We start from the raw sequence: 24451 nt of genomic DNA, 5'->3' as shown, positions 1-24451 counted from the left end.
TAATAAAAACAGGAATCAGCTCACCCCCTTGGCGGTTCACCAAATCCCTGTTCTTATTTGAATTATTACAAACCTTCTATAGCTTCTACATTCCGTCTATAGTCTATACTCTAGAATATCGGCTAATATTTAATAGCACCCCAACTGCTAGTAGCATGAGCGTTAATGACGAGCCTCCGTAGCTTAAAAATGGAAGAGTAATACCCGTTACAGGCATTAGTCCTGTTACAACGCCTACATTTATCATAACTTGAATAGCAATCATGGACACAATTCCTATCGCTAAGAAGCTTCCATATAGGTCAGGAGCACCAAGTGCAATTCTAACACCTCTCCATAACAATAAGGTAAACAATAGTAGTACTAAACTTCCACCTATAAATCCTAGTTCTTCTGCTAAAATCGCAAAAATAAAATCATTCTGCGGTTCTGGTAGATAGAAGAATTTCTGTCTACTTTCACCTAATCCTAGACCAAATAATCCACCTGGTCCGATGGCATACAGTGACTGTATCATTTGAAATCCACTTCCCAAAGGGTCTTCCCAAGGGTCAAGAAAGGAGGTGATTCTTTTCATTCTATATGGAGCAGAGATGACTAGACCAGCAAACCCTACAAGGCCCACAAGGCCAAGAGCTACGAAATGACTTACTCGTGCACCAGCTATAAAGATCATAACAATACAAGTACCTACCATAACCGTACCTGTACCTAAATCAGGCTGAAGCATGATCATCCCAAATGCTGTAAAAACCAAAAGTAATGAAGGTAATACACCCTTGTTAAATGAAGTGATAAACTTTTGCTTTTCTGAAAGGTATTTCGCTAAAAAAGCAATCATTGCTAGCTTCATAAATTCAGAGGGTTGGATGGAAAAGGCTCCAACACCAATCCAGCTTCTAGAACCATTCCTAAGTACTCCGACACCGGGGATTAATACTAAAACAAGTAGTACAAAACAAATAATAATTAACACCTTAGCCCAAGTTCGCCATGTCCAATAATCGATATTCATAATAAAGAACATGGCAATAACCCCAACCCCTGCAAACAGCAATTGGCGTTTCGCAAAATAGAACGTATCTTCAAATTTATAATCAGCCCAAACGGCACTGGCACTATAAACCATGATTAGTCCAATGGCTAATAAAGATAACGTTATAAGGATTAATATAAAGTCGGGAGTTGATTTTTTTGCAGGCAATCTCCAACACCTCGTTAGACTTATTAGAGCCGTTACGAGCAACTTTTTTTATTAAAATGTAATGTCGTGGTGATTCGATTGCTCCCTTGAGACAAGCCCTTATTATAGCTTATGCACCGCTTCAATAAAAATGTCTCCTCGTTCTTCGAAAGTCCGATATTGATCCCAACTTGCACATGCGGGTGATAGAAGAATAATATCCCCTTCATTTGAAAGCTCAAATGCTACCGGTACGGCACTTTCTACATTATCGACAGGAATTCTCCTATCTATCCCTGCTTTCTGAGCTGTCTCCAATAATTTCTCAGAGGTTTCACCGAACGTGATGATTGCTTTTACATTATGAAGATAAGGAATTAAGTCATCGAAATCATTCCCGCGATCAAGTCCTCCTGCGAGTAATATAATCGGCTGTTCAAAGGCACTAAGTGCACTTTTTGTCGCTAAAGTATTGGTTGCCTTAGAATCATTGTAAAATTTCCTGCCTCGAGAGGATTTCACAAATTGAGTTCGATGTTTTACTCCTTGGAATGTTGATAATACTTCTTTGATCGCTTCGTTTGAAACACCGCTTAATTTAGCTGCAGCAATAGCAGAAAGAATATTTTCCAGGTTATGGGCACCCGGTAATACAATATCCTTTACTGAGATAATACTTTCATCCAAGTATTTGACTTCATCATTTTCAATATATACGCCATTCTCCACTATTTTCTTTGTAGAGAAATAAATTTTTTGAGCATTTGATGCTTGGATTAAATTTATTAGGTGAGGTTGATCTCCATTTACAATTAAGTAATCATCCTCTGTTTGATTCTTAGTAATATTCGCCTTGGCAAGAGCATATTCTTCCCTTGTACCGTGATAATCAAGGTGTGCATCATATAGATTCGTTAAAATTGCAATATGGGGACGAAATTCATTTATGCCCATTAACTGAAAAGAAGATAGTTCAATGACCATATTATGTTCAGGAGTTGCAGTTTGAGCAACTTCTGAAGCAACTGTTCCTATATTACCTGCTATTAATGGGTTCTTAGACCCTTTTTCAAGCATTTCACAAATCAAAGTAGTTGTAGTCGTTTTACCATTGGTTCCAGTAATACCAATTATACTAGCCTCAGATACCTGATAAGCTAATTCAACTTCCGTAATAATCGGAATCCCTTTCTCTACTGCCTTTTGGATCATAGGATTACTGTATGGTATTCCTGGATTTTTCACTATAATTTGAAACCCTTCATCTAGAAGCTCAATAGGATGCTCTCCACATATTACTTTAATGCCTTGCTGAAGAAGCCCTTGTGCCTCAGGGTTTTCATGTAGAGGCTTATAATCATTGACAGTGACAAAAGCCCCCAACCTATGTAAAAGTGTTGCTGCACTGACCCCGCTTTTAGCAAGGCCAAGAACTAATATTTTTTTATGTTCATATGTTTTAATCTTTTTCAATTATATCCACACCTCAATATAAATTCCTAACACTGCACAAAGTAATCCCACAGTCCAAAATGTTACAACTACTCTCCATTCGGACCAACCAACCAATTCATAATGATGATGAAGTGGGCTCATTTTAAAAATCCTTTTACCAGTCGTTTTGAATGAAATGACCTGTAGGATGACGGATAAGGTTTCTATAACAAAGACTCCTCCAATTAATATTAAAAGGATCTCCATCTTTGTCAGGATCGCTATCGCAGCAATGGCACCACCTAAAGCAAGTGAACCAGTATCACCCATAAACACTTTTGCAGGATGTGCATTAAAGACTAAGAACCCCAGTAATGCCCCTACAACTGCAACGGAAAAGATTGCAACATCAAATTGAGATTGATTCCAAGCAAGGACGGCCAAGGCTCCAAATGCAATCGCAGCAGTTCCAGAAACTAATCCATCCAGTCCATCCGTTAAGTTTACAGCATTTGAAAATCCAACAAGCCAAAAAACGATGAACACTACAAAAAACCATCCAAGATCTAAGGAAAGGTCTGTTAATGGAATAGATACAACTGTTGAAAATTCGTTTTGTCTTAAGACTACATAAAAAATAACCGAAATGACAATCTGTCCTACTAGTTTCTGTTTAGAAGTCAATCCTAAATTCCTTTTCATGACTACTTTTATAAAATCATCTAAAAAGCCGAGTAAACCAAAGCCCACTGTAACAAGCAGTAATAAATAGGTTTCAACTGACGGCTCTGAGAATTTACCTGTCATAACAAATGTGGTTATGACGATGGAGATTAAAAAGACGATCCCCCCCATAGTAGGAGTTCCAGATTTTTTTTGATGAGATTTTGGACCTTCGTCTCTAATACTTTGTCCAAACTTTAATCTTCTTAAGAAGGGAATAAAGATTGGAGATAGCAAAACGGTAATAAAAAATCCCATAAGAATAGTAAATAAAATCACTTGTTCCAACATTTTATTCCCCCCCTTTCTCTATGAAAACTACATCTAAAGATTTCTTTTTCATTCGTACATCCTCATAAGTTATATCAAATTTTTCTTCTTTGTTATGATTAATAAAAAATTTCGTCATTGTTTCCCACTCTTCTTGTTTCATTTTATTTTTGTAATTACCTATGATTCTTTCTACAGCATAATCGATATTGTCAGTAAAGAATACTGGAAAATGATTTGGGATCCACTTAGGAAGATTAATAGACCTATCCCATAAAGAGGAAATGGCTCCATTTTGAATTGCATCAAACAACCCTTTTTCACCTTCGAGAGGTATATATAACGCTTTTTTTAGTTTAATGGTTGAGATGCATGAGATCGATTCAAATTTTAAAGATTCTTCTTCCACTCCACGAGTAATTGGGTAAAGTTTCTTAATATCACGATATAGAATCATTCTATAATCCTCATTTTTATCCCCTCAATTGCCACTTCACGATCATCAAAGTTTGTGACACGATCACCAATAATCTGATACGTTTCATGTCCTTTTCCAGCAATTAATACTGTATCTCCTTTTCGTGCATTAGATACCGCCCTAAAGATAGCTTCCTTTCTATCCAGTATCACTTCGTATTTCTCTGCCTCTTCTTTTGGTACCCCCATAAGCATATCATCAATAATTAATTTAGGGTTTTCGTTTCTAGGATTATCAGAAGTAAAGAATACCTTCTGGCTATATCGACAGGCCACATTTGCCATTATAGGCCTTTTGAGTGTATCACGATTACCTCCACAGCCAACAACCGTAATGATTTTACCTGTTGTGACAGTTTTAATTGTTTTTAACACATTTTCTAAACTATCCGGTGTGTGGGCATAGTCCACGATCACAGAATAATCCTGGCCTGCATCTACAAGTTCAAACCTTCCACTAACCCCTTTAATCTCTTCAATTGCAGAAAGAATAGAAGGAAGCGGAATACCTGCAACATATGAGGATGCTATTGCAGCTAATGTATTATAAACATTGAATTGTCCTGAAAGCTTTAAAGACACTTGATATTCTCCGCAAGGGGTAACTAATTTAAATTGAGTTCCATTTGCTTGGAGAATCAAATTCTCCGCACGGAAATGTGCATGTTGATTTAAGCCATATGTGATCACATGGGATGCAGTGGAATAAATAAAATAATCAGCAGAAGGATCGTCAATATTAATGATGGCATACTTTGGTGATCCTTTGCTATAAGTATTCCCTAACTGTGAAAACAATAAGCCTTTTGCACTACGGTATTCTTCCATCGAAGAATGATAATCGAGATGATCTTGTGTAAGGTTCGTAAATACAGCAATATCATAATCACAACCGTGCACCCTTCCTTGATAAAGTGCATGTGAAGAAACTTCCATTACAGCTGAATCAATACCTTTTTCAATAAATTTACTAAATGTTTGCTGTAAAGTTAAACTATCTGGTGTTGTATTTTTACTTTCCTCGATTTCATCTCCAGTTTTAACATATAAAGTACCGATTGCCCCTGTCTTCCTCCCGGCGCTATTAAGAACCGTCTCAATTATGTGTGTTGTAGTCGTCTTGCCATTCGTTCCTGTAACACCTATGAGCAAAAGGTCACGTGAAGGTTGATTATAGAAATAATCTGAAAGAATCGCCATAGCTCTTCTCGTATCATGTACCATTACAACTGGTATTCCTAAATTTAAAGGAACTTCAGATAAGACAGCAACTGCTCCTCGTTGTTCTGCTTCCTTTGCTAATGTATGACTGTCTACATCGGAACCTTTAATACAAATAAATAAATCACCACTCGTAACCTTCTCATGATGATTTTTTAAATCTGTAATATCAGGGTTTCCTTTCCCTTGAACGGTGTAAAACGGCAATACCTCTAGCAAAGTTTGCAATTTCATGTTTTCACTCCTCATGTATGTAAGCAACCTTTTATTATTTTACATAAAAATATTCATAAACGCTATTAACCTTTTAACTTTAATTTCTATTTAAAAAAAATATAATACAATTTTTTTGTGAAGGGTATTTATTTAGATAGGTCTAAAAGACATTTTAAAGTAATACACCTTATCTCATCGCCACTCACGATCCACATAAAATAGGTTTACATGAATTTCGTTTTTAGGAAATATACAAAACATAATAAAATAAGGGGAGAGGGACTGACTCAGTAAGCCAGCCCTTACTAGATATATATGTGAGTTCTACTAATAATTTCTGTCTTTTTATGAAAAAATGAACACTTTATTCGCCCATTAAGACTCGAATCGTTGACCCTTCCTCAATTTTCATACCTGGATCTGGAGCCTGACTAACCACTTTATTACCTTCACCACTTACATCTAACTTGAGGTTTACTAGCTGTTTTTGAAGTTCTTTTCTTGAGAGCCCAATTAAATCAGGGGTCTTCACGACTGGTGTATCACTCCATGTTGTTTTTTTCTCAATTTGATTTTTTCGCTTTTCTACCCCAAGGGCTCCTAGACTATCCTCAATAATGTTCCCCACTATTGGAGCTGCAACAACTCCTCCAAACTGAACTGTTCCCTTTGGATTATCTACGGCTAAATAAACGACAATCTCTGGATCATCAGCAGGGGCGAATCCTAGAAAAGAAACGATATGATTGTTTTCTAAATATTTCCCATCTTTTACTTTTTGTGCTGTACCTGTCTTACCACCAACACGATACCCTTCAACAAAAGCTCCTTTTCCTGTTCCTTGTGCGACAACACTTTCTAAGGCATATCTGATCTCCTTTGATGTTTCTTCTGAAATCACCTGTTTTTTTGCAGCTGGTGTATTACGCATAACCACTTCTCCAGTTTTTGGGTCTACTAATTCTTTTGCAACGTATGGCTGGTATAACGTCCCACCGTTTATAGCTGCAGAGACTGCTGCCACCTGTTGAATCGGCGTTACAGATACCCCTTGACCAAAAGCAGTAGTAGCAAGTTCAACTGGTCCCACTCGATCTAAATTGAATAAGATCCCTTTTCCTTCACCTTGAAGGTCAATACCCGTTTTTTTTCCAAAGCCAAAGTCTTCTATATAATTAAATAAAGTCTCTTTTCCTAATCTTTCACCAAGTTCGACAAACCCAGGGTTACAGGAATTTTGAACGACCTCTAAAAATGTCTGTGAACCATGTCCTCCCCTTTTCCAACAGTGCAAGGTAGAACCTGATACTTCTATATGTCCCGGATCATGGAATGTATCTTCTTTTAAATTTACTTTATTTTCTTCTAAAGCAGCTGCCAGTGTAATAATCTTAAAGGTTGATCCCGGCTCATATGTGCTCCATATCGGCAGGTTTCGATTATAAATTTCTTGTGGAACATTTCGGAAATTTTCCGGATCAAAAGTCGGTCGACTTGACATCGCTAATATTTCACCAGTGTCAGGATCCATTGCGATGGCAATAAGTCCATCAGGATTGTATGTTTCCTGAGCGATATCCAACTCTCTCTCAATAATGGTTTGAACTTTCGTATCAATAGTTAATGTAAGATCGAGACCATCCACTGGGGGTTGATAATCATCTGCCATATCCGGCATCCGCTTCCCTTTAGCATCAGAATAAAATTTCACAGAACCTTTGTCACCACTTAGTTCTTTATCATAATATAGTTCAAGTCCCATTAGCCCCTGGTTATCTATACCTGCGAACCCCAGTACATGTGAAAGATAGCTTCCGAACGGATAATATCTCTTAGAATCCTCACCAATATAAACACCTTTCAAATTTAAGTCCTTTATTTCCTTTGCTTTATCATATGATATTTTACGTGCTTCTTTTATTATGACTAATGAACTTTGTTTGGTCACATATTTATAGACCTTTTCAACTGAAATATTAAGAACTGCTGCGAGTTTCTCCGATGTTTCCCTTGGATCATCAATCTGCCTTGGCATAACAAAGACGGTTGGCGCACTTTGATTTGTCGCAAGTTCAACACCATTACGGTCAAGAATTTTTCCTCTTTCCGGTTCAAATGGAATATTCCTACTCCAGGAATCCTTTGCTAGTCCAGTTAGCATGTCCCCTAAAAAAAATTGAACATACCCAAGTCGAATATCAATTATTGTAAAAATAAGGACTCCTACCATTAAAGTGATCGCTAGTCGTTTTCTAACCGTTACATTAGATACCCGTTTCAACTTAGAATCCTCCCCTTTTATAGCTCGTTCAAGTATATGCTTGTACCGTTACGAGTATGATAGAAAAGGATTTTATAAGGGATAAAGCTCTTTTATTAATGGAATTTCGTTTACAATTCCTCCTAAAAAAAGCTTGAAAAACACGCTAAAAAATAGACTCTTCGTCTACTAAAATAAGACGAAGAGTCTATATTTACTACTCTTTTTCTAACCCTATCATCAATTCAGCGGTTGTTCCTCTCCCCCGCTTTCTTCTACTTCCTTATTTAATTGCTCTTTAGGTGTCTGAAAGTTTACGACTAGAGGTTCTCCTTTTTGAAATGGCGAGTTAGGCTTTACATTTTGACTCACAACATATCCACTTCCAACCATATTCAACTTAAGATCCGCTACATTTGAAACTTTTAAAACATCTCTAACAGACCAGCCCTTCATATCAGGAACCGTCACGTCACCGTCTGTCTTCAAAATGATTCTTTCACCTGCCAAGACCATTTCCTCAGTTAAGGGACTTTGTTTCTCTACTCTAGTCCCTTTTCCTAATACAATCGGTTTTAGTCCTAGCTCCTTTAATTTCGCTTTAGCATTCTGAATACTTTCACCTGAAACATCTGGTACTTTGATTTTCTTTAGCCCAATGTTTTCGTCAGGTTTAATATTTAAGTATTTTAAACTGTTTTGCATAACAGGGTTAAACACTTTCGAAACAGGGTCAGAACCGATTTCTGTTGGTTTTAGCTCTGGTTGCTCGATGGCCACATATACTATCAGCTGTGGATCATCCGCAGGTGCCATCCCGAGGAAGGAGAACAAATACCCATCCTTCCCACTAGATAAATATCCGCCTCCATCAGGGTCTGGGATCTGTGCGGTTCCTGACTTACCAGCTACATCATAACCATCAATCGCAAAAGGTTGACCTGTACCATGCTCTGAAGTAACAGTCGAAGCTAAATACTCTCTTACTTTTTTAGCCGTCTCTTTCGAAATAGGATTCCCGACTACCTCAGGTTTTGTTTCCTTAACTATTTTATCTTTATTCGGATCAACGATTTTAGAGATCACATATGGCCTCATCATTTTACCGTCATTTGCAATCGCTGTCTCTGCTTGAATCATCTGTAGGGCAGTAACAGTGGTTCCCTGACCAAATATGGTCGTGATCCTTTCAATCGGATAATTGTAAAGAACATTCCCACTTGCTTCATTTGGTAATCCAACATTTGTTTTCTTACCAAAATGAAAGGCATCTAAGTAATCTTTAAATCGTTCTTGTCCTATACTCTCTAACAAGTCTGCAAATAAAACATTTGAGGATCGCTGGACACCTTCTAAATAGCTAATCGTTCCCCACCCATTACCATTATTCCAGTCTCGAATGGGGTGTGGAACATTTTCTACTTTGTACGCTCCAGATTTATAGGTTGCGTTAGGGTTAAATACACCTTCCTCAACAGCAGCAGCTAGAGAAAAGGTCTTAAATGTTGACCCTGGCTCATATGTTGTTTCTACAATTTCATTATGCCAGTTTTCATCTAACCCTTCCCTAGTATCTGGATGAAAAGTGGGTCTCTGTCCCATCGCAAGAATTTTACCTGTTTTCGGATCGGCTACGACGGCAATCATCTTTTTAGGTTTATATTGTTTTTCTACACTGCTTAGAGCATCCTCAAGAAATGTTTGAATTTTTTTATCTATTGTCAAATGAATATTATTTCCATCCTTTGGAGGTGTCACGTGCTCTTCGGCATTTGGAAGAATATACCCCCAAACATCACTTTTATATTGTAATTTTCCATCTTCCCCCTGCAGGATATCATTAAAACTCTTCTCAATTCCCATCATTCCATTTGTAACAGAGTCGCCATTCTCCAGCATCTTTTTTTGTGCAAAACCAATTAAATGGGAGGAGAAGACACCATTTGGATAGAATCGTTTTGATTCTTTGATAAAAGTAATACCAGGAAGATCTTCTTTTTCAATCGCTTTCTTGACTTGTTGTGAAATATCCCGACCGGCAATTCCAAATTCTACTTGAAAAGGTTCTTTCTCAGGGGTTAACTGTTCATAAATTTCACTTTCACTCATATCGATATGCTTTGAAAGCTTTTTAGCTGTTTCCTTTGGATTGACAACATGCTTTGGTTCATCAGGATCACTTGTTACCGTAGGACTCAGGATCGCAACTAGTGAAAACGATGCTGTATCTTCTGCTATCGGGTCCCCATTACTATCAAAAATCGTTCCTCTTTTTGCTTCTAAAACACCCGTTTTTATATACTTCTTTGCCGCCTCTGCAGCCACAGCTCTTCCTTCCGCTTCACCAGTTACTTGAATTGTAATGATCCTTACAATTAATACAAAAAAGAGCAAGCCAAAGATTCCAAATAGGATGGCTGCCCCAATATTCATTCCAGGTCTTTTTCTATTCATTAGTCTTGCACAACCTTCACATTTTGTTCTTTCAAGTCTAGCCCTAACTCTTTTGCCTTTTTCAAAATGCGTTCATATGTGCTTAATTCACTTACTTCCAGTTCTAAATTTTTATTTGATTTATGCTGTTTTTCTATTGTTGTTTCAACGGTTTGGATATCTTTATTGACGTCATAAATAGCCGCTTGGGTAGAAACAATTTTAACGGCCAAAAAACAAAAAACAACTGTAAATATTACAAGTAATATTTTCTCGCCTAGTGTGATTAAAGATCGCTTTTCCTCTCGTACAGGAGCTGTTTTCGGACTATTCTTTCTCTCTGGTTCAATTTGATAATGATGCTTCTGTGCTAAATTACTCATTTCTCTCCCTCCCTAGAACTATTTATATTTTCTCTGCAATTCGAAGCTTTGCAGATCGAGAACGATTATTTTCTTCCAATTCTTCCTCAGAAGGAACGATTGGTTTTCTAGTAATTTGTTTTAAGATAGGCTCATAGCCTTCAGGGATAATGGGTAATCCCGGTGGAAGCTCTGGACCTGTTGATTTTTCCTTGAAGATGGTTTTACAAATTCTATCCTCTAAAGAGTGAAAAGTAATGACACTGATTCTCCCTTTAGGCTGTAAAATCTCAATAGCTTGATTAAGTGAATCTTCAAATGCATGCAGCTCATCATTGACCGCAATTCGAATCGCTTGAAAAACCCTCTTAGCAGGATGTCCACCTTTTCTTCTAGCTGGTGCCGGAATTCCATCTTTTATAAGTTCAACTAATTCTCCTGTAGTTTCAATTGCTTTAACTTCACGGGCTGTTTCAATTTTTCTAGCAATTTGTTTCGAGAACTTTTCTTCCCCATACTTAAAAAATATTCTTACCAAATCCTCATACGACCAATGATTCACAACATGATATGCACTAATATCTCCTTCAAGGTCCATTCTCATATCGAGTGGTGCATCATGATGGTAACTAAAACCTCTTTCTGGTGTATCCAACTGTGGCGATGAAACCCCTAAATCGTAGAGTATTCCGTCAACGAAGGGAACTCTTAATTTACGAAGTTCTTCCTGTATGTAACGAAAATTGGACTGAATAAACTCTACTTGGCCTTCATACTTCTCGAGTTTCTTCTTAGCGTTTTCAATTGCTGTTACATCTTGATCAAAGCAATAGAGCTTCCCTTCTGAAGACAATTGAGAAATTAAGTATTCACTGTGCCCTGCACCACCAAGTGTGCAGTCGACATACACTCCATCTTTCTTGATATTGAGTCCATCAACGGTTTCTTTCAATAATACGGTTGTATGTTTAAACATTTTTGATATTCACCTTTCCAATCGAACATTTTGCTAAATGTCGAATCCTATCATATTCTCTGCGATTTCAGAAAAAGAATCTTCTGATTGTGAGAAATAGTCTTCCCATAAAGTTTTACTCCAAATCTCAATTCGATTGGAAACTCCAATAATGACACACTCTTTCTCTAAAGCAGCATAATCAACTAATGTAGAAGGAATGTTCACCCTTCCTGTCTTGTCCAGTTCACATTCTGAAGCTCCTGAAAAAAAGAAACGCGTAAAGGCTCGGGCATCTTTTTTGGTTAGTGGGAGAGCTTTCAATTTCTCTTCAACGGATTTCCATTCATTGACAGGGTAACCAAATAAACATTGATCGAGTCCTCGAGTGAGAACAAAGGCTTCACCCAAGTGTTCTCTGAATTTCGCAGGGACAATCAAACGACCTTTATTATCAATGTTATGTTGATATTCACCCATGAACATATCCATTACCCCCACTTTCTAACACAAATGTACCACATCCCCCCACTTTTCTCCACTTAAATTTACTATTCTTTATAAACCAATTAATCCCTTTATTTTTTCAGAATTTTTATAAAACAATTTACTACATATAATTTGTGGTAAAAGAAATAGAAAACCATGAAATTTATCAGGTTCTAGCAGAGAAACTCATTTATTAAAGGAAAAGAGGGCATATTGTAGGGGAAAGACAAAATAAAAAATGATAAGCAGTTCAGATAACGTAGAAAATGTACACTAACAGATAGAAGTTCTTACCAAAACACATCAGTATTAACACACTAAATAACATACAAAAACGCTTGGATTAAAATCCAAGCGTTTTTTCATTTATCTATATATTTTATATAACTAACGCATCATTAGTTCAAAAATAACTTATTTTAATCAGTTAAATTTGCTTTAGTTTGAGGTATGTCTATCAACCAATTATTATTCTCGTTTGCTTCAATTAACTCATTTACTTCATAGGTAGCATAATAACGCTCTTTAATAAATGGGTCGTTTTTAACAAGGTTTATTGCCTCATCAATTGAGTCACAAATTAATATTTGTATATTAAATACGAATAAGTTTATGGGTACCGTCAAATTCATAGTCTAATCGAAGGAGTTCATCTATAAAGCCCGGCCCGTAGTGATTGATAAAATAATAAATATTCCATATTCTTTCTTGGGGACTACCATTTGGTTTTAATGAATTTTGGATTCGGTCAAACTTTCTAAGTACCACACTGTGCTTTTGGAGAGTACTTTTTTCAGCTTTTCTTTTTAAGAAAGAAAGTTGATCAAGATGAAAGTTTAAGTTTTTTTCAATAAGCGGCTCTAATCCTTTTTCAATTTTTAGAGCTTCTCCCCTGATCGACTTATATGAATATCGCAAAAACTCTTCTACTTTCTCGAGTTCCTCTTCTAAACTACTCTCATTAACGTTCAATAAAAATTGAGCTTTTCTATTTTCCACCCCGCTGATGAGGGCATCTTCGAATGATAGTTCAAGATCATTCATATACTTTTCAACATTACGTTCTAATAGCGTGATATTCAGCCTTGGAATAATAGGAGGCATTTTCAATCCTGCCCATTTAAAGACTTCCTTAAGTTCTCCCCAATAAGCGATTTCCCCAGGACCTGCAATAAATGCTAGGGTAGGAAATAGCCATTCTTGCATTAAGGGTCTAGTCACCACATTATTGCTAAAACGTTCGGGTGTTTGAGAAAGGATGTTCTCTAATTCAAGTTTAGAGTACTTGATCGTATGATTCTTTAACTGGTAATCTCCACCTTTCCACTCTAAAAGAAATCTTTCGTTTCCTTCATTAAGGAATAGATTAACCGCATCCCCAGATATATCAATCAGATTCTCAAATCCGTGTTGCTGTATATTTTTTTGTTGCGATAATAGTGAATCTGTAATCAACCTTTGACCCTCAATTATTTGAGAAAAATAAGGTTTTTCCAGCTTCCTTAATGGAGAGTATGCAGAATCAATAATGAGTAAACCATAGTCTTTAAAAAGGGTCATAATGATATAACTAAAAAATTCTACAAATGTACTTGTCTTCGAAATTGCCTCTTTAAGTAAATTCTGAACTTTCCTTGTGAATTTTGACTCACCAAACAATTTTAAGATATCATTTACCCACTTCTCCATTTGCTCTTTAGAATAGTGGATATCTGTTGCCATCCTCTTTTCAAGGACCCTTTCTGGATAACCGACTTTCTTCATCGAATCATTTTCCTCAACAAAAAGATGGTTAATTTCTAGATAGTCGTGATCTTCTCCGGCGACCCAAAAAACAGGAACAACAGGCGTACCTAATTCTTTTTCTTGTTTTTGAGCTAACTTTATTATAGAAATGATTTTATGTATGCTATAAAGTGGCCCTGTTAAGAGTCCTGCTTGTTGTCCTCCAACCACCGCAACTGCATCGGCTCTTAATTTTTCTAATGAATGCTTAACCGCTGGACTTTGAGGATACATACTCATATATTCTTCAATACAATCTACTAGAGTTCCCCTTGGAAATTCACGATTTTTTAAATCCTCTAATCTATTTTGAAAAACATTTTTATCGTTAATATTATAATCAAAAAAAGCGGCTACCGGTTCTTGTTGTTGTAAGTATAATGATGCAAAACGATTTGTTGCTGGAATAAATAAACTTTCCAGTTCCATATATATGACTCCTTTTCACCTTCTTCTTCACCTTATCTGAGTATAGCATTCCTATAAGATAAAAGAAAAAATCTTGCTTACAAGAAAAGCGGAAGCGCCTTGAACAGCTCCGACAAGCATAAGCCGAGTCACCAAGGAAGGGTGCCTTTTCCCTTCCTTGGTGGCTTGGGTTATGTCTCGAGGAGCTAGGCGCTGCAGCTAGACACCCGAAAAGCGGAAGCGCCTTGTAAAGGATGAAAGGCTAAGTTCGCCACGTCCTGTGGCAACGCCTTTCTGACCCACATCCTGCGGGCCCCCGATAAGCACAAGCCGAGTCACCAAGGAAGGGTGCCTTTCCCTTCCTTGGTGGCTTGGCTTATGTCTCAAGGAGCTAGTTGCTTAAATTGGAAAATTCAAGAGCAGTACCGCATAAAATCATATTTAGTCTTACTTTATTATCGACCCTTTTAAAAAATGTTTAGATAGAATCAATGACCCTTATAATGAGACCGTAGACAATAAGTCCAAAGTAAGCTGTAAGAAAGACTAGAAAATTTAATCTCCAAAAACCTTTTAACACTTTCTTATAAATAATTTCCTCCTGCGTTTTCCAATGAATGAACACAAATATCATCCCAAATGAAAACATCACTAATAAAATCACCCAAAAGAAAGATTCTTTCCAAATGGCAAGCATGATAAAATGGACCGAAATAATTAATAGGAACGTCATAACATCAATTGCTAAGTGTACTGCTTTCTTATGATTCTTAAAGACTTCTTTAGCAATGATAAAACAGAGTAGATAACCAAGAAAAGGGATGGTAACAAATACAGCTATTAAAGTAGATAAAATAGTTGACACTACTCACTGTCCCCCTTATATTCCTTTCCTTTAACCAATGAATAAAGCAATGAAATCATAGGAGTTTCCACTTTCCTTTCTCTTGCGATTTCTAATGGCACACCCAAAATGGCATCAATTTCAGTCCTTCGTTTTAATTCAAAGTCCATTAACATTGATGAACGGTTTTCACCTGTGTTTCGGCAAATCTTTTCTACTTCTTCATAGGAAACAATTTGATTTAATTGAGGGAAAATCTTTTCAAACTCATTGTATACCCCTCGCATGACTTCTCGAAAATGATCATTTACTATTAGTTCACCATTAGGAATGTTTAAAAGTGCGGTTAAAGGATTAATGATGGCATTTTTTATCAATTTTCTAATTAACATTTCTTCATAATTGTCTTGGATAGAGAAGATAAAATTTTTTGATGAAAGGGATTTAACTTCTTGCAAGGTTTCATAGCTTCCTTTGAATAGGGCTACATTGGTTTTTCCGATTCCATTATGTAAAACGGAGTGTTCGCCGAATTTCTGTGCACCATGTTCCACAACTCCGACTAACAGTGTTGGATTTGATAGCGACTCCATGTAGTTAAGATGTCCTATTCCATTTTGTAAGAAAAGAATGGGCTTGTGATTGGAATGAGCTTTAATTTGAGGTATTACTGTTGTGAGATGATATTGCTTTACAGCAATAATGATAAGATCACATTTACCAAGATTCTCATATGTCGTTTCGGCTGTGACATCATGGTCCGAAACCCTTTCTGTCATTTTTAATTGAATTCCTTGTTTTAAAAGTACTTGTTTTTGCTTATCATTTTGGACAAATATCCTTACATGATTCTCTTCACTAAGATACGCTGCAAATAATAGGCCAATCGCTCCGGCACCAATAATTCCAATGTTCATAATTACTCCTTAAGGTATTAATTTGTATCATAAGTTTAACAAAATCTTATTAACAAGGAAACAAATGGTTAGGGAAATATGCACATATTTTATATAAATCAGGTTGTTTTTGCAAACTTTGTTGCTTTAATCAAAAGCAAAATTTCTATATCGATTTGTGTGCTTGATATCAATGTGAGAAGTCGGAATCGAACCAATTGGCATTTGGCCAATTCCTTTATTTATAACTCCATTAACTTGTAAAAAACAACCACCTTTACGAAAAGAGCCATAATTTAAAAGGACTGAACCAAATTAAAGTGAAGAGAGCTGTCCAAACCATTGTGTCAGGAATCACAACGTCGATAGAAAGAAGAAAACCCTTCCTTTATGTTGACGTATATGGTAGTTCCTGGTCCCTTTAAGACAGCTATTTTCCTACACTTCAACGGGATCAGCCCATTAATTCATCATACTGGGTAAACAGGGTGCTTTCGATTACTAAACTCGATGTCCTTTGTACTATATAGTTCAAATCGATCGATTAGAACCGAACGCAGCTTATTTGGAGCTGCAATTTCATCGATAATCAGCTCTGAAGCAAGCTTATAAATATCAATATGTTCTTTATACTCTTTTTGTTTTTCTTGAACATAAGCAATTCTTTCTTTTGGTTCTTCGATAGCTTGAATTTTGTTCGAATAAACGGCATTCACTGCTGCTTCAGGACCCATTACAGCAATTTGCGCTGTCGGCAATGCAACACAGAAATCTGGTTCAAACGCTGGACCTGCCATCGCATATAATCCTGCTCCATAAGCTTTTCTCACAATCACCGAAATTTTAGGAACAGTTGCTGAACTCATCGCCGCAATTAATTTTGCACCATGACGAATGATTCCAGCTCTTTCAACCTTAGTACCTATCATAAATCCTGGTACATCTGCAAGGAAAAGCAACGGAATATGGAATGCATCACATAGTTGAATAAACTTAGCCGCTTTATCAGCAGAATCAACAAAAAGTACTCCACCTTTTACTTTCGGTTGATTAGCAACAATCCCCACGGGTTGACCACCCATTCTAGCAAATCCTGTAATCATTTCTGGAGCAAACAGTTTTTTCATTTCAAAGAAGCTTCCCTCGTCAATTAATGTATCGATACATTCATACATATCAAATGGTGCATTTTGATGTTCAGGGATAATATCTTGTAAAGGTTTTCCTTCTTTAGGTGCAACACTTGAAATTTTGTTTGGTTTTTTTCATAATTCTCTGGGAAGTAGCTTAGGTAACTTTTTGCCGTTTCTATCGCCTCTTCCTCAGAATGTGCAAGAAAATCTCCACAGCCGCTTACACTGCAATGCATTCTTGCCCCACCCATTTCCTCAAGCGTTACTTTCTCACCAATTACTTTTTCAGCCATACGAGGTGAGCCAAGGTACATAGAAGCATTTCCATCTACCATGATTACAATATCGCAGAATGCAGGTATGTAAGCCCCTCCTGCTGCCGATGGTCCAAACAATAAGCAAATTTGCGGTACCATACCGGATAACTTCACTTGATTGTGGAAAATCTTACCTGCCCCGCGGCGATTTGGGAACATCTCAAGTTGGTCTGTAATCCTAGCTCCTGCCGAGTCTACTAAATAAAGAATAGGAACTTTTAATCTTAATGCATTTTCTTGAATTCGAATGATTTTTTCTACAGTTCTTGCTCCCCATGAGCCCGCTTTTATTGTTGAATCATTGGCCATCACACATACAGTCTGCCCATTAATCTTTCCAATCGCTGTTACGACTCCATCAGCTGGTAAATCTTCTGCTTGGCAATTTGCAAACATTCCATCTTCTTGGTACTCTCCACCATCAAATAGAAGGTTTAAACGATTTCTCACAAATAATTTATTCTGTTGTTTTAATTTTTCGTGATACTTTGGTTGTCCACCAGAAAGTATTTTTTCTTTTTTCTCCTCTAATGTGGCGTCTAATTTATTCTTAACAGTCATACATCCTCCCCCTTTGCTATATAAGTTTTTTATTCAACCGTTAATAGGATATCTCCTTCATTGACAAAATCGCCGATATTTACTTTTACTTCAACAACCTTTCCAGCATCTGTCGCTTCTACTGGAATCTCCATTTTCATAGATTCCAACATCATTACGGTTTGACCATTTGAAACTTCTTCCCCACCTTGAACTAATACGTTTAATACCGTACCTGCCATTGAAGCTGTTATTTCTTTCATTTGTTTTCCTCCTAGTTTGTTTAGTGTATATGTGGTATAGATATTATTTGCCTACTGTTAATAAGGTGGATAACCAGCTAGTATTGTACTCTCCTTCTTTAAAGGAAGGATTTTGCAATATGTCAATAAAGAGCGGAAGGTTACTTTTGATCCCATCTACCTTTACTTCATTTAAATATGAAGTTGCGTTTTGGATGCACTCTCCCCTGCTCTCACCATAAACAATACATTTTGCTATCATTGGGTCATAAAAAGGTGTAACAGTATTTCCTGATTCATATCCACTATCAATTCTTACAAAATCAAATTGTGGCCAATCTAACTGAGCAAGCTTCCCTGGTGAAGGGAAGAACGTCTTTGGATCTTCTGCATAAATTCGAAATTCAATGGCGTGTCCTTTTTGCCTGATTTCTGATTGTTCAGTTAGTGGAAGCGCATCACCACTTGCCACTAATATTTGCCATTTTACAAGATCCAAACTTGTAATACATTCTGTTACAGGATGTTCTACCTGTAATCTTGTATTCATTTCCAGGAAATAGAAATTCTCATTCTGATCAACAATAAATTCCACCGTTCCAGCATTTTCATAATGGACCGCTTTTGCCGCAGTAACTGCTGCTTCAAACATCTTTTCCCTTGTATTGTCCGAAAGTTTAGGTGAAGGTGCTTCCTCGATCACTTTTTGATTTCTTCTTTGGACAGAACAATTCCTTTCGAATAGATGGACGATATTTCCTTTTCGATCTCCAAATATTTGGACTTCTATATGTCTTGCATGGTCAATACATTTTTCAAGAAATACTTCATCCATCCCAAAATATGCTTTTGCCCTATTCTTAGTAGAATCATAGCTTTGAACGAGCGCTTGCTCATTTTCGCAGCGGACCATTCCAATTCCGCCTCCGCCACCACTTGCTTTTAGCATTACGGGATAGCCAATACTGCTAGCAATCTTTTTTGCTTCTTCAATGGAAGCAACGGAGCCCTTACTTCCTGGAACAACAGGAACTCCTGCTTCTTCCATTGTTTTTCTTGCTGTAACCTTATCCCCCATTAAATCAATAACTTCTGTTGATGGACCTATGAACTCAATGCTATGATTTCTTATTTCTCTAGCAAACTGACTATTTTCAGAAAGCAGGCCATAGCCTGGGTGAACTGCATCTACCTTTTCGTTAAGAGCCACCTTTACGATTTCATCCACATTTAGGTAAGATTTATTAACAGGAGGCTCTCCGATACGATGAGCTGTATCTGCCTCTCTTACATAAGGCATATCCTTATCTGCATCAGAATAAATGGCAACTGTCTGAATATCCAATTCTTTACACGTTTTAATGATTCGAGAGGCAATTTCTCCTCTGTTCGCAATTAATATCTTTCGCACAGCAAATCCCCTTTCTAGAGACTGATCTATTTTCAAACCATCCCTTCGTATACCTTTTTCTACAAAAAATTAAAAAATCCTGCTAAAATTGTAACCGCTTACTTAAATAAGTGCAGAATTTTTCGTATTTTTGTTATATAATAATAATAAATCAATAGTATTTTAAAGTGCAAATATAATATTAAAAAGGATAAGAGAACACTATTTCAAAAAGAAAACGTTCTCACTAATCGCTGAACTTTAAATCTTTCTAAAATCTAATATGCTTATATTATGTACTTTAATCTAATACAAGATAGCAATTTCGGGAAAGGGGAATGTTTAATGGCAACAACAGTTGAAAAATTAAGAGTAAATTATAAAACACTAGAGGAATTCAAAAAATTTAAAGAATATGGAATTCAAGAGTTATCTATGCTTGAAGATCTTGAAGCTAATATTATCGAGAATGATAGTGTTTCTCCATTTTTTGGTATATACTTTGGTGATAAGCTAGTAGCAAGGATGAGTCTTTATGAACGAAGTGCGAAATACGACCAATATTTTGATCCCCCACAAAATTATTTAGAGCTATGGAAGTTAGAAGTGCTTCCAAATTATCAACAAAAAGGTTACGGGAGTAAACTTGTAGAGTTTGCAAAACAATTCGGTTTACCAATTAAAACGAATCCAAGAGTAAAGTCACAAGCTTTCTGGGAGAAAATGCAATTTGAAAATGTAACTTATGATATGGATCGCGACTTAGGGGAGAATCCTTTTGTGTGGTATCCAGAGGGAGTCAAAGAGCAGAAAATCGGCTAGAAGTTATGGGGTTTAGTTTTTAAAGAATCCCAGGCTTACAACGTCATTTTTTTGGAAGCGTTGCAGTCATCTATACCTCTAGGACTTATCCAGCTGTTATATATTGTAAAGGGGTAACTTCATGAGTTACCCCTTTACTTATTTTTGTACCCTTTGTAAATTCCCGTTTTTATCCATTTGAAACTTTACTTTGTCTTCAGTTCCCTGAAGCAGTGCCATTTTTCTTGCTTTTTCAAAAATAGTAAGCAATGAGTGATGATCCTCCTCAAGTAGTTGAAGTTTCTTTTGATAGTTTTCATTTTCTGCTCTCAAATGATGTAATTCTTTTCTTAATTCCTCTACTTGAACTTCTAGTCTCTTCTTTTCCTCTATGATGGAGTCACCATCTTGTATTGTTTTATTGACATTTTTTAGATAGTGAATCACCTGATCAAGACTTAGAGAGTTTGTCATTGGATTGTAAGTGGTCAATATTTCTGAAGGTTCATCCTCGATTTCATGCCCACCTACAAACGAACTTTGAGGATGTTTCTTCTTGTTCTCTTTTCTTTGTTTTTTTGCCAGGTCAATACCAGATTTATATTGTTTTCTAACAAATGAGTTCCACCTGAAACCACAAGCAGCAGATGTTCTAGAGAGCTTTTTCCCTACTTCTTCAAAAGCTTGCAATTGGGTCCCACCATCACGTATATGACGGAGAACCACTTCTGCCAACAATAAATCCTCATCTTGACTCCAAGCATCTTGTCTATTAGATGTCAATTCTATCCCTCCCAAAGGTAAACCGAATCTTTAATGTATTCTTATGCTCTTACTAGGAAAGATAGAATAAATCTCTCTTTTATTTTTTATTTTTTATTCAAAAATCGATCAACAGCTTCATGATGTTCTTCTTTCGCCCACAAAATGGCACATGATCTGATTTCCTTCATCATCTTTTCGTGTAAATTTGAAATATTCCACTTATTCAAGAGGGATTGCTTATAAGCCTTTATAACATGAACGTTTTTTGTTGTTATGCTATGTAAATAATGATCGATTTCACTTCCATCACCGTTGATAAAATGATCGATAAATTTCATCTGATATAATTCTTCAACATCATATAAGTCTGCTGTCATTAAAAGCCTCATGGCATGGGAAGGAAGGATTCTTTCATATAATAAACTTGCTCCTCCCCACCCTGTAGTAATCGCCAAATTCCCTTGAACAAATCCCATTTTAACGCCTTTTTTGCTAATTCTAAAATCGCAAGCTGCAGCAATTTCGCACCCGCCACCTATTGCGACTCCGTTAATCCACGCAATCGTAGGCTTTGGAAGAGTAGCTATTTCATATAATAACTCCCCCATCCTATTAAGCATCTCCCATGCTTGCTCTTCTGTTTTTAATCCATGAAATTCAGAAAGGTCCCCTCCTGAACAGAAAGCATGATTTCCAGCACCAGTGATGACTAATGCCTTTATTTCTTCATCAAGTCGTGTTTGGGCAATTGCACGTTTAAGTCCTGACATTACTTCATAATTAACGGCATTTCGTTTATTAACTCTATTGATTGAAAAGGTCAATATTCCTGTATCTGACTTATGTAATAGATAGTCCATTTTCCTCACCACATTTTCTTTTTACTATTAAAAAAACGTGAAGAGCCATGGTCTCTTCACGTTTTTTCCTTGAGTAGTAAACAATTAGTTGTTTACTACATCTTTCCCTTTATAAGTTCCACATTCTTTGCAAACACGGTGAGCTAATTTCATTTCACCACAGTTTGGGCATGCAACCATACCAGGTACATTTAATTTGAAATGTGTACGGCGTTTTCTTTTTGCTGTTTTAGAAGTTCTTCTAAATGGTACTGCCATTCTTCCCACCTCCTTAAAGAGATTCATCATTCTATGAAGAAAGAATCCTCTGGTACTTCATTATTAAGAGTTTTTGTCTTGTTCAAAAAGCTTCGCTAAGTCTGCAAGCCGAGGGTCTACCTTCTTTTCCTCTTCTTGTTCAGCTTGTTGCAATTGATCCTCTGTTACTACCTCCCAATTCTTGCCTGATGGGAGATTCTCATCATCTTTCGCATCTTCACTGAAAACTTGCATCGGTACTTCTAGTAACAGTAATTCTAAAACAACTGGTTTCAAATCAATTACGTCACTTTGTACCTGATGGACTTCTTCCTCTTCAAAACCTTCATAATCAGTTGATTTTAGGAGGAAAGTTTCCGTAGTATTAATATTAATAGGATATCTGACATCTACTAAGGTACGTGAACATGGTAAAATAAGAGTTCCAGTAATATTTAAATGGAACGTTACCCTGTCAGAGCCTATATCGGCTCTTCCTTTAATAGAAATGGGTGAAATATCCCGGATTTCCGGGTCACGAGATTTAAGTTCGTCAAGTGTAACGGTTTCATCCAGTGTCAATCCCTTATCGCGAAACTTTTGCAATTGAATTATTGACCATTTCAATGTAATCACCTCAAGGCAACAAAAGTAATTATAGCTTCCATACTACCTTTTGTCAATATTTTTTCTTTACACTCTTTACAACTATAGTGTTGTAATTATAACGTTATTTTAAACGGAGTATTAACTATTTTAAAGGAAGTGAATGAGAAATGAAAGCAGCAGGAGTAGTTGTTGAATACAACCCTTTCCATAATGGACATTTACATCACTTGTTGGAATCAAAAAATGCTACAGGGGCTGACCTTGTTATTGCTATAATGAGTGGCAACTTTCTGCAAAGAGGCGAACCTGCCCTAGTAGATAAATGGACACGTGCGAGAATGGCGCTTGAAGCAGGAGTAGATCTAGTAGTAGAACTTCCATATTCATTTGCAACACAGCATGCAGAAGTCTTTGCATATGGTGCTATTTCTTTATTAAATGCTCTTCGATGTGAGAGCTTTTGTTTCGGTAGTGAATCAGGTAATATTTCCGCATTCGAAACAACTGCTGATCAAATTTCACGGTACCGAGATCAATATGATCTAAAAGTCCAAGATTACATAAAACAAGGAATGAGCTATCCAAGTGCATTGTCAAGTGCTTATCAAGAGCTAAATCTTTCGAATCACCTAATCGATTTATCACAGCCAAATAATATACTTGGTTTTCACTACATTGAAGCTCGGAATAAGATTGAGTCTTCAATGAAAGCTTTTACAATTTCAAGAAAAAATGCAGGGTATCATGATCAATCATTTACCTCTTCTAATGTAGCAAGTGCAACAAGTATAAGAAAATCTATATTTTCAGAAGACGGAGGCCTATCCAAAATTAGTCCCTTTGTACCCAGCACAACACTAAAAGCATTACAAGCATATAGGAAGCGATATGGTGACCTTCATGGTTGGGAGATGTATTGGCCGCTTTTGAAATACCGTTTGCTATCATCTACAGCAGAGGAGCTGCGAGTAATTTACGAAATTGAGGAAGGAATTGAAAATAGGCTGAAAAACTGTGCAAAAACGTCTTTTTCTTTTTATGAATATATGGAAAAAGTAAAAACAAAAAGGTACACCTGGACGAGAATACAAAGAATGTCCCTCCATATCCTAACGAATACTACAAAACAAGCGATGATGGACAGACATACCGAACCTAAATATATTCGTCTTTTGGGAATGAGTTCAATTGGTACCCGTTATTTAAATAAAATCAAAAAAGAGATCACTCTCCCGATTGTCAGTACAATATCTAAAGGGAATCCAAGTGATACATTTTTGGACAGAAAAGCTTCGGAAATCTATTCACTAGGGCATATAGAACCAGAAAAACAAGCTGATTTATATCGGAAAGAATATGCGACTCCTCCGATCATTGTAAGTAGATAACTTTTCTACTCTATTTATTAAAGGCTGTTTTCGTAGATATTGTTGTTATTTGAAGAGGAGTTAGTTGGTTGCAGCGAAAGGAATCTCGCTTTCCGCTGAGCGAGCGGTAATCCTCTTCGCCGCCATGCTCCTGCTTAGGTTAGGTCTCACCTGTCCCGCTTCTCCGTCAAGAATCTCGCACCTACAGCGAAAAACAACCTTTTTACAAAAATA

General features: G+C 36.7%; 21 protein-coding genes and 1 pseudogene. 2 read left to right on the top strand and 20 right to left on the bottom strand.

Annotation, left to right across the window (positions count from 1 at the left end):
- Positions 1-103 precede the first annotated feature (103 nt).
- The 16 genes and pseudogenes from spoVE to JOC86_RS15995 all read right to left on the bottom strand — a co-directional run bounded on the left by spoVE (position 104) and on the right by JOC86_RS15995 (position 19599).
- Entirely contained in the window at positions 104-1204 is a 1101-nt protein-coding gene (spoVE, locus tag JOC86_RS16070; RefSeq protein WP_205173922.1) for a stage V sporulation protein E, read from the bottom strand.
- 102 nt (positions 1205-1306) lie between these two features.
- On the bottom strand, positions 1307-2656 hold the full coding sequence (gene murD / locus JOC86_RS16065; protein WP_205173921.1) for a UDP-N-acetylmuramoyl-L-alanine--D-glutamate ligase: 1350 nt from the start codon (positions 2654-2656) through the stop codon (positions 1307-1309).
- Complete coding sequence (gene mraY / locus JOC86_RS16060) at positions 2657-3631, bottom strand: phospho-N-acetylmuramoyl-pentapeptide-transferase (RefSeq protein WP_205173920.1); 975 nt, start codon at positions 3629-3631, stop codon at positions 2657-2659.
- A 1-nt stretch (position 3632) separates the two neighbouring features.
- Positions 3633-4067 carry a hypothetical protein gene (locus JOC86_RS16055; RefSeq protein ID WP_205173919.1) on the bottom strand — a complete coding sequence of 145 codons (435 nt, stop codon included), beginning with the start codon at positions 4065-4067 and terminating at the stop codon, positions 3633-3635.
- Positions 4064-5542 (bottom strand): UDP-N-acetylmuramoyl-L-alanyl-D-glutamate--2,6-diaminopimelate ligase, encoded by a 1479-nt coding sequence (locus tag JOC86_RS16050; RefSeq protein ID WP_205173918.1) that lies wholly within the window; start codon positions 5540-5542, stop codon positions 4064-4066. The genes JOC86_RS16055 and JOC86_RS16050 overlap by 4 nt, the downstream gene beginning before the upstream one ends.
- Positions 5543-5888: 346 nt before the next feature.
- Entirely contained in the window at positions 5889-7754 is a 1866-nt protein-coding gene (locus JOC86_RS16045; RefSeq protein WP_205174257.1) for a stage V sporulation protein D, read from the bottom strand.
- A gap of 270 nt (positions 7755-8024) precedes the next feature.
- Positions 8025-10238 (bottom strand): penicillin-binding protein, encoded by a 2214-nt coding sequence (locus JOC86_RS16040; RefSeq protein WP_205173917.1) that lies wholly within the window; start codon positions 10236-10238, stop codon positions 8025-8027.
- Complete coding sequence (gene ftsL / locus JOC86_RS16035) at positions 10238-10600, bottom strand: cell division protein FtsL (RefSeq protein WP_205173916.1); 363 nt, start codon at positions 10598-10600, stop codon at positions 10238-10240. Before ftsL ends, JOC86_RS16040 begins: the two co-directional genes overlap by 1 nt.
- 22 nt (positions 10601-10622) lie before the next feature.
- Positions 10623-11555, bottom strand: a complete 933-nt coding sequence (rsmH, locus tag JOC86_RS16030) for a 16S rRNA (cytosine(1402)-N(4))-methyltransferase RsmH (protein ID WP_205173915.1) — start codon at positions 11553-11555, stop codon at positions 10623-10625.
- A 33-nt stretch (positions 11556-11588) separates the two neighbouring features.
- Positions 11589-12020, bottom strand: coding sequence for a division/cell wall cluster transcriptional repressor MraZ (mraZ, locus tag JOC86_RS16025; protein ID WP_205173914.1), 432 nt, complete (start codon positions 12018-12020; stop codon positions 11589-11591).
- Between the two features lie 597 nt (positions 12021-12617).
- On the bottom strand, positions 12618-14237 hold the full coding sequence (gene bshC, locus JOC86_RS16020) for a bacillithiol biosynthesis cysteine-adding enzyme BshC (RefSeq protein ID WP_205173913.1): 1620 nt from the start codon (positions 14235-14237) through the stop codon (positions 12618-12620).
- 457 nt (positions 14238-14694) lie between these two features.
- Complete coding sequence (locus tag JOC86_RS16015; RefSeq protein WP_205173912.1) at positions 14695-15081, bottom strand: DUF3397 family protein; 387 nt, start codon at positions 15079-15081, stop codon at positions 14695-14697.
- Positions 15081-15977 carry a 2-dehydropantoate 2-reductase gene (locus JOC86_RS16010; RefSeq protein WP_205173911.1) on the bottom strand — a complete coding sequence of 299 codons (897 nt, stop codon included), beginning with the start codon at positions 15975-15977 and terminating at the stop codon, positions 15081-15083. Before JOC86_RS16010 ends, JOC86_RS16015 begins: the two co-directional genes overlap by 1 nt.
- Before the next feature lie 449 nt (positions 15978-16426).
- Positions 16427-17967: pseudogene (locus JOC86_RS16005) on the bottom strand (acyl-CoA carboxylase subunit beta).
- A 29-nt stretch (positions 17968-17996) separates the two neighbouring features.
- Positions 17997-18209: a biotin/lipoyl-binding carrier protein gene (locus tag JOC86_RS16000; protein WP_205173910.1), complete on the bottom strand. Its 213-nt coding sequence runs from the start codon at positions 18207-18209 to the stop codon at positions 17997-17999.
- A 43-nt stretch (positions 18210-18252) separates the two neighbouring features.
- The gene (locus JOC86_RS15995; protein WP_205173909.1) at positions 18253-19599 is read right to left on the bottom strand and encodes an acetyl-CoA carboxylase biotin carboxylase subunit; all 1347 of its coding nucleotides are present in this window, start codon (positions 19597-19599) and stop codon (positions 18253-18255) included.
- Positions 19600-19923: 324 nt separating this feature from the next.
- Here JOC86_RS15995 and JOC86_RS15990 point away from each other — a divergent pair, with 324 nt between their 5' ends.
- The gene (locus tag JOC86_RS15990; protein WP_205173908.1) at positions 19924-20400 is read left to right on the top strand and encodes an N-acetyltransferase; all 477 of its coding nucleotides are present in this window, start codon (positions 19924-19926) and stop codon (positions 20398-20400) included.
- 138 nt (positions 20401-20538) lie between these two features.
- On the opposite strand, the gene JOC86_RS15985 is transcribed toward JOC86_RS15990, so the two are convergent.
- The 4 genes from JOC86_RS15985 to JOC86_RS15970 form a co-directional block, all read right to left on the bottom strand.
- The gene (locus JOC86_RS15985) at positions 20539-21162 is read right to left on the bottom strand and encodes an RsfA family transcriptional regulator (RefSeq protein WP_205173907.1); all 624 of its coding nucleotides are present in this window, start codon (positions 21160-21162) and stop codon (positions 20539-20541) included.
- 86 nt (positions 21163-21248) lie between these two features.
- Complete coding sequence (locus tag JOC86_RS15980; RefSeq protein WP_205173906.1) at positions 21249-22004, bottom strand: enoyl-CoA hydratase/isomerase family protein; 756 nt, start codon at positions 22002-22004, stop codon at positions 21249-21251.
- Between the two features lie 84 nt (positions 22005-22088).
- Complete coding sequence (gene rpmF / locus JOC86_RS15975) at positions 22089-22262, bottom strand: 50S ribosomal protein L32 (protein ID WP_205173905.1); 174 nt, start codon at positions 22260-22262, stop codon at positions 22089-22091.
- Between the two features lie 63 nt (positions 22263-22325).
- On the bottom strand, positions 22326-22868 hold the full coding sequence (locus JOC86_RS15970) for a YceD family protein (protein WP_205173904.1): 543 nt from the start codon (positions 22866-22868) through the stop codon (positions 22326-22328).
- 149 nt (positions 22869-23017) lie between these two features.
- Here JOC86_RS15970 and JOC86_RS15965 point away from each other — a divergent pair, with 149 nt between their 5' ends.
- Positions 23018-24238, top strand: coding sequence for a nucleotidyltransferase (locus tag JOC86_RS15965; protein ID WP_205173903.1), 1221 nt, complete (start codon positions 23018-23020; stop codon positions 24236-24238).
- Positions 24239-24451: the final 213 nt, after the last annotated feature.

The organism is Rossellomorea pakistanensis (assembly GCF_016908495.1).
Lineage (GTDB): Bacteria > Bacillota > Bacilli > Bacillales > Bacillaceae_B > Rossellomorea > Rossellomorea pakistanensis.
Note: the sequence above shows the minus strand (reverse complement) of the source record. Positions and strands in the feature narration are given on the sequence as shown.

Coding starts and splice junctions, on each gene's coding strand:
- mraY (WP_205173920.1), bottom strand. CDS start 3,631: ATGTTGGAACAAGTGATTTTATTTACTATTCTTATGGGATTTTTTATT.
- JOC86_RS16055 (WP_205173919.1), bottom strand. CDS start 4,067: ATGATTCTATATCGTGATATTAAGAAACTTTACCCAATTACTCGTGGA.
- JOC86_RS16050 (WP_205173918.1), bottom strand. CDS start 5,542: ATGAAATTGCAAACTTTGCTAGAGGTATTGCCGTTTTACACCGTTCAA.
- JOC86_RS16045 (WP_205174257.1), bottom strand. CDS start 7,754: ATGGTAGGAGTCCTTATTTTTACAATAATTGATATTCGACTTGGGTAT.
- JOC86_RS16040 (WP_205173917.1), bottom strand. CDS start 10,238: ATGAATAGAAAAAGACCTGGAATGAATATTGGGGCAGCCATCCTATTT.
- ftsL (WP_205173916.1), bottom strand. CDS start 10,600: ATGAGTAATTTAGCACAGAAGCATCATTATCAAATTGAACCAGAGAGA.
- rsmH (WP_205173915.1), bottom strand. CDS start 11,555: ATGTTTAAACATACAACCGTATTATTGAAAGAAACCGTTGATGGACTC.
- mraZ (WP_205173914.1), bottom strand. CDS start 12,020: ATGTTCATGGGTGAATATCAACATAACATTGATAATAAAGGTCGTTTG.
- bshC (WP_205173913.1), bottom strand. CDS start 14,237: ATGGAACTGGAAAGTTTATTTATTCCAGCAACAAATCGTTTTGCATCA.
- JOC86_RS16010 (WP_205173911.1), bottom strand. CDS start 15,977: ATGAACATTGGAATTATTGGTGCCGGAGCGATTGGCCTATTATTTGCA.
- JOC86_RS16000 (WP_205173910.1), bottom strand. CDS start 18,209: ATGAAAGAAATAACAGCTTCAATGGCAGGTACGGTATTAAACGTATTA.
- JOC86_RS15990 (WP_205173908.1), top strand. CDS start 19,924: ATGGCAACAACAGTTGAAAAATTAAGAGTAAATTATAAAACACTAGAG.
- JOC86_RS15980 (WP_205173906.1), bottom strand. CDS start 22,004: ATGGACTATCTATTACATAAGTCAGATACAGGAATATTGACCTTTTCA.
- rpmF (WP_205173905.1), bottom strand. CDS start 22,262: ATGGCAGTACCATTTAGAAGAACTTCTAAAACAGCAAAAAGAAAACGC.
- JOC86_RS15965 (WP_205173903.1), top strand. CDS start 23,018: ATGAAAGCAGCAGGAGTAGTTGTTGAATACAACCCTTTCCATAATGGA.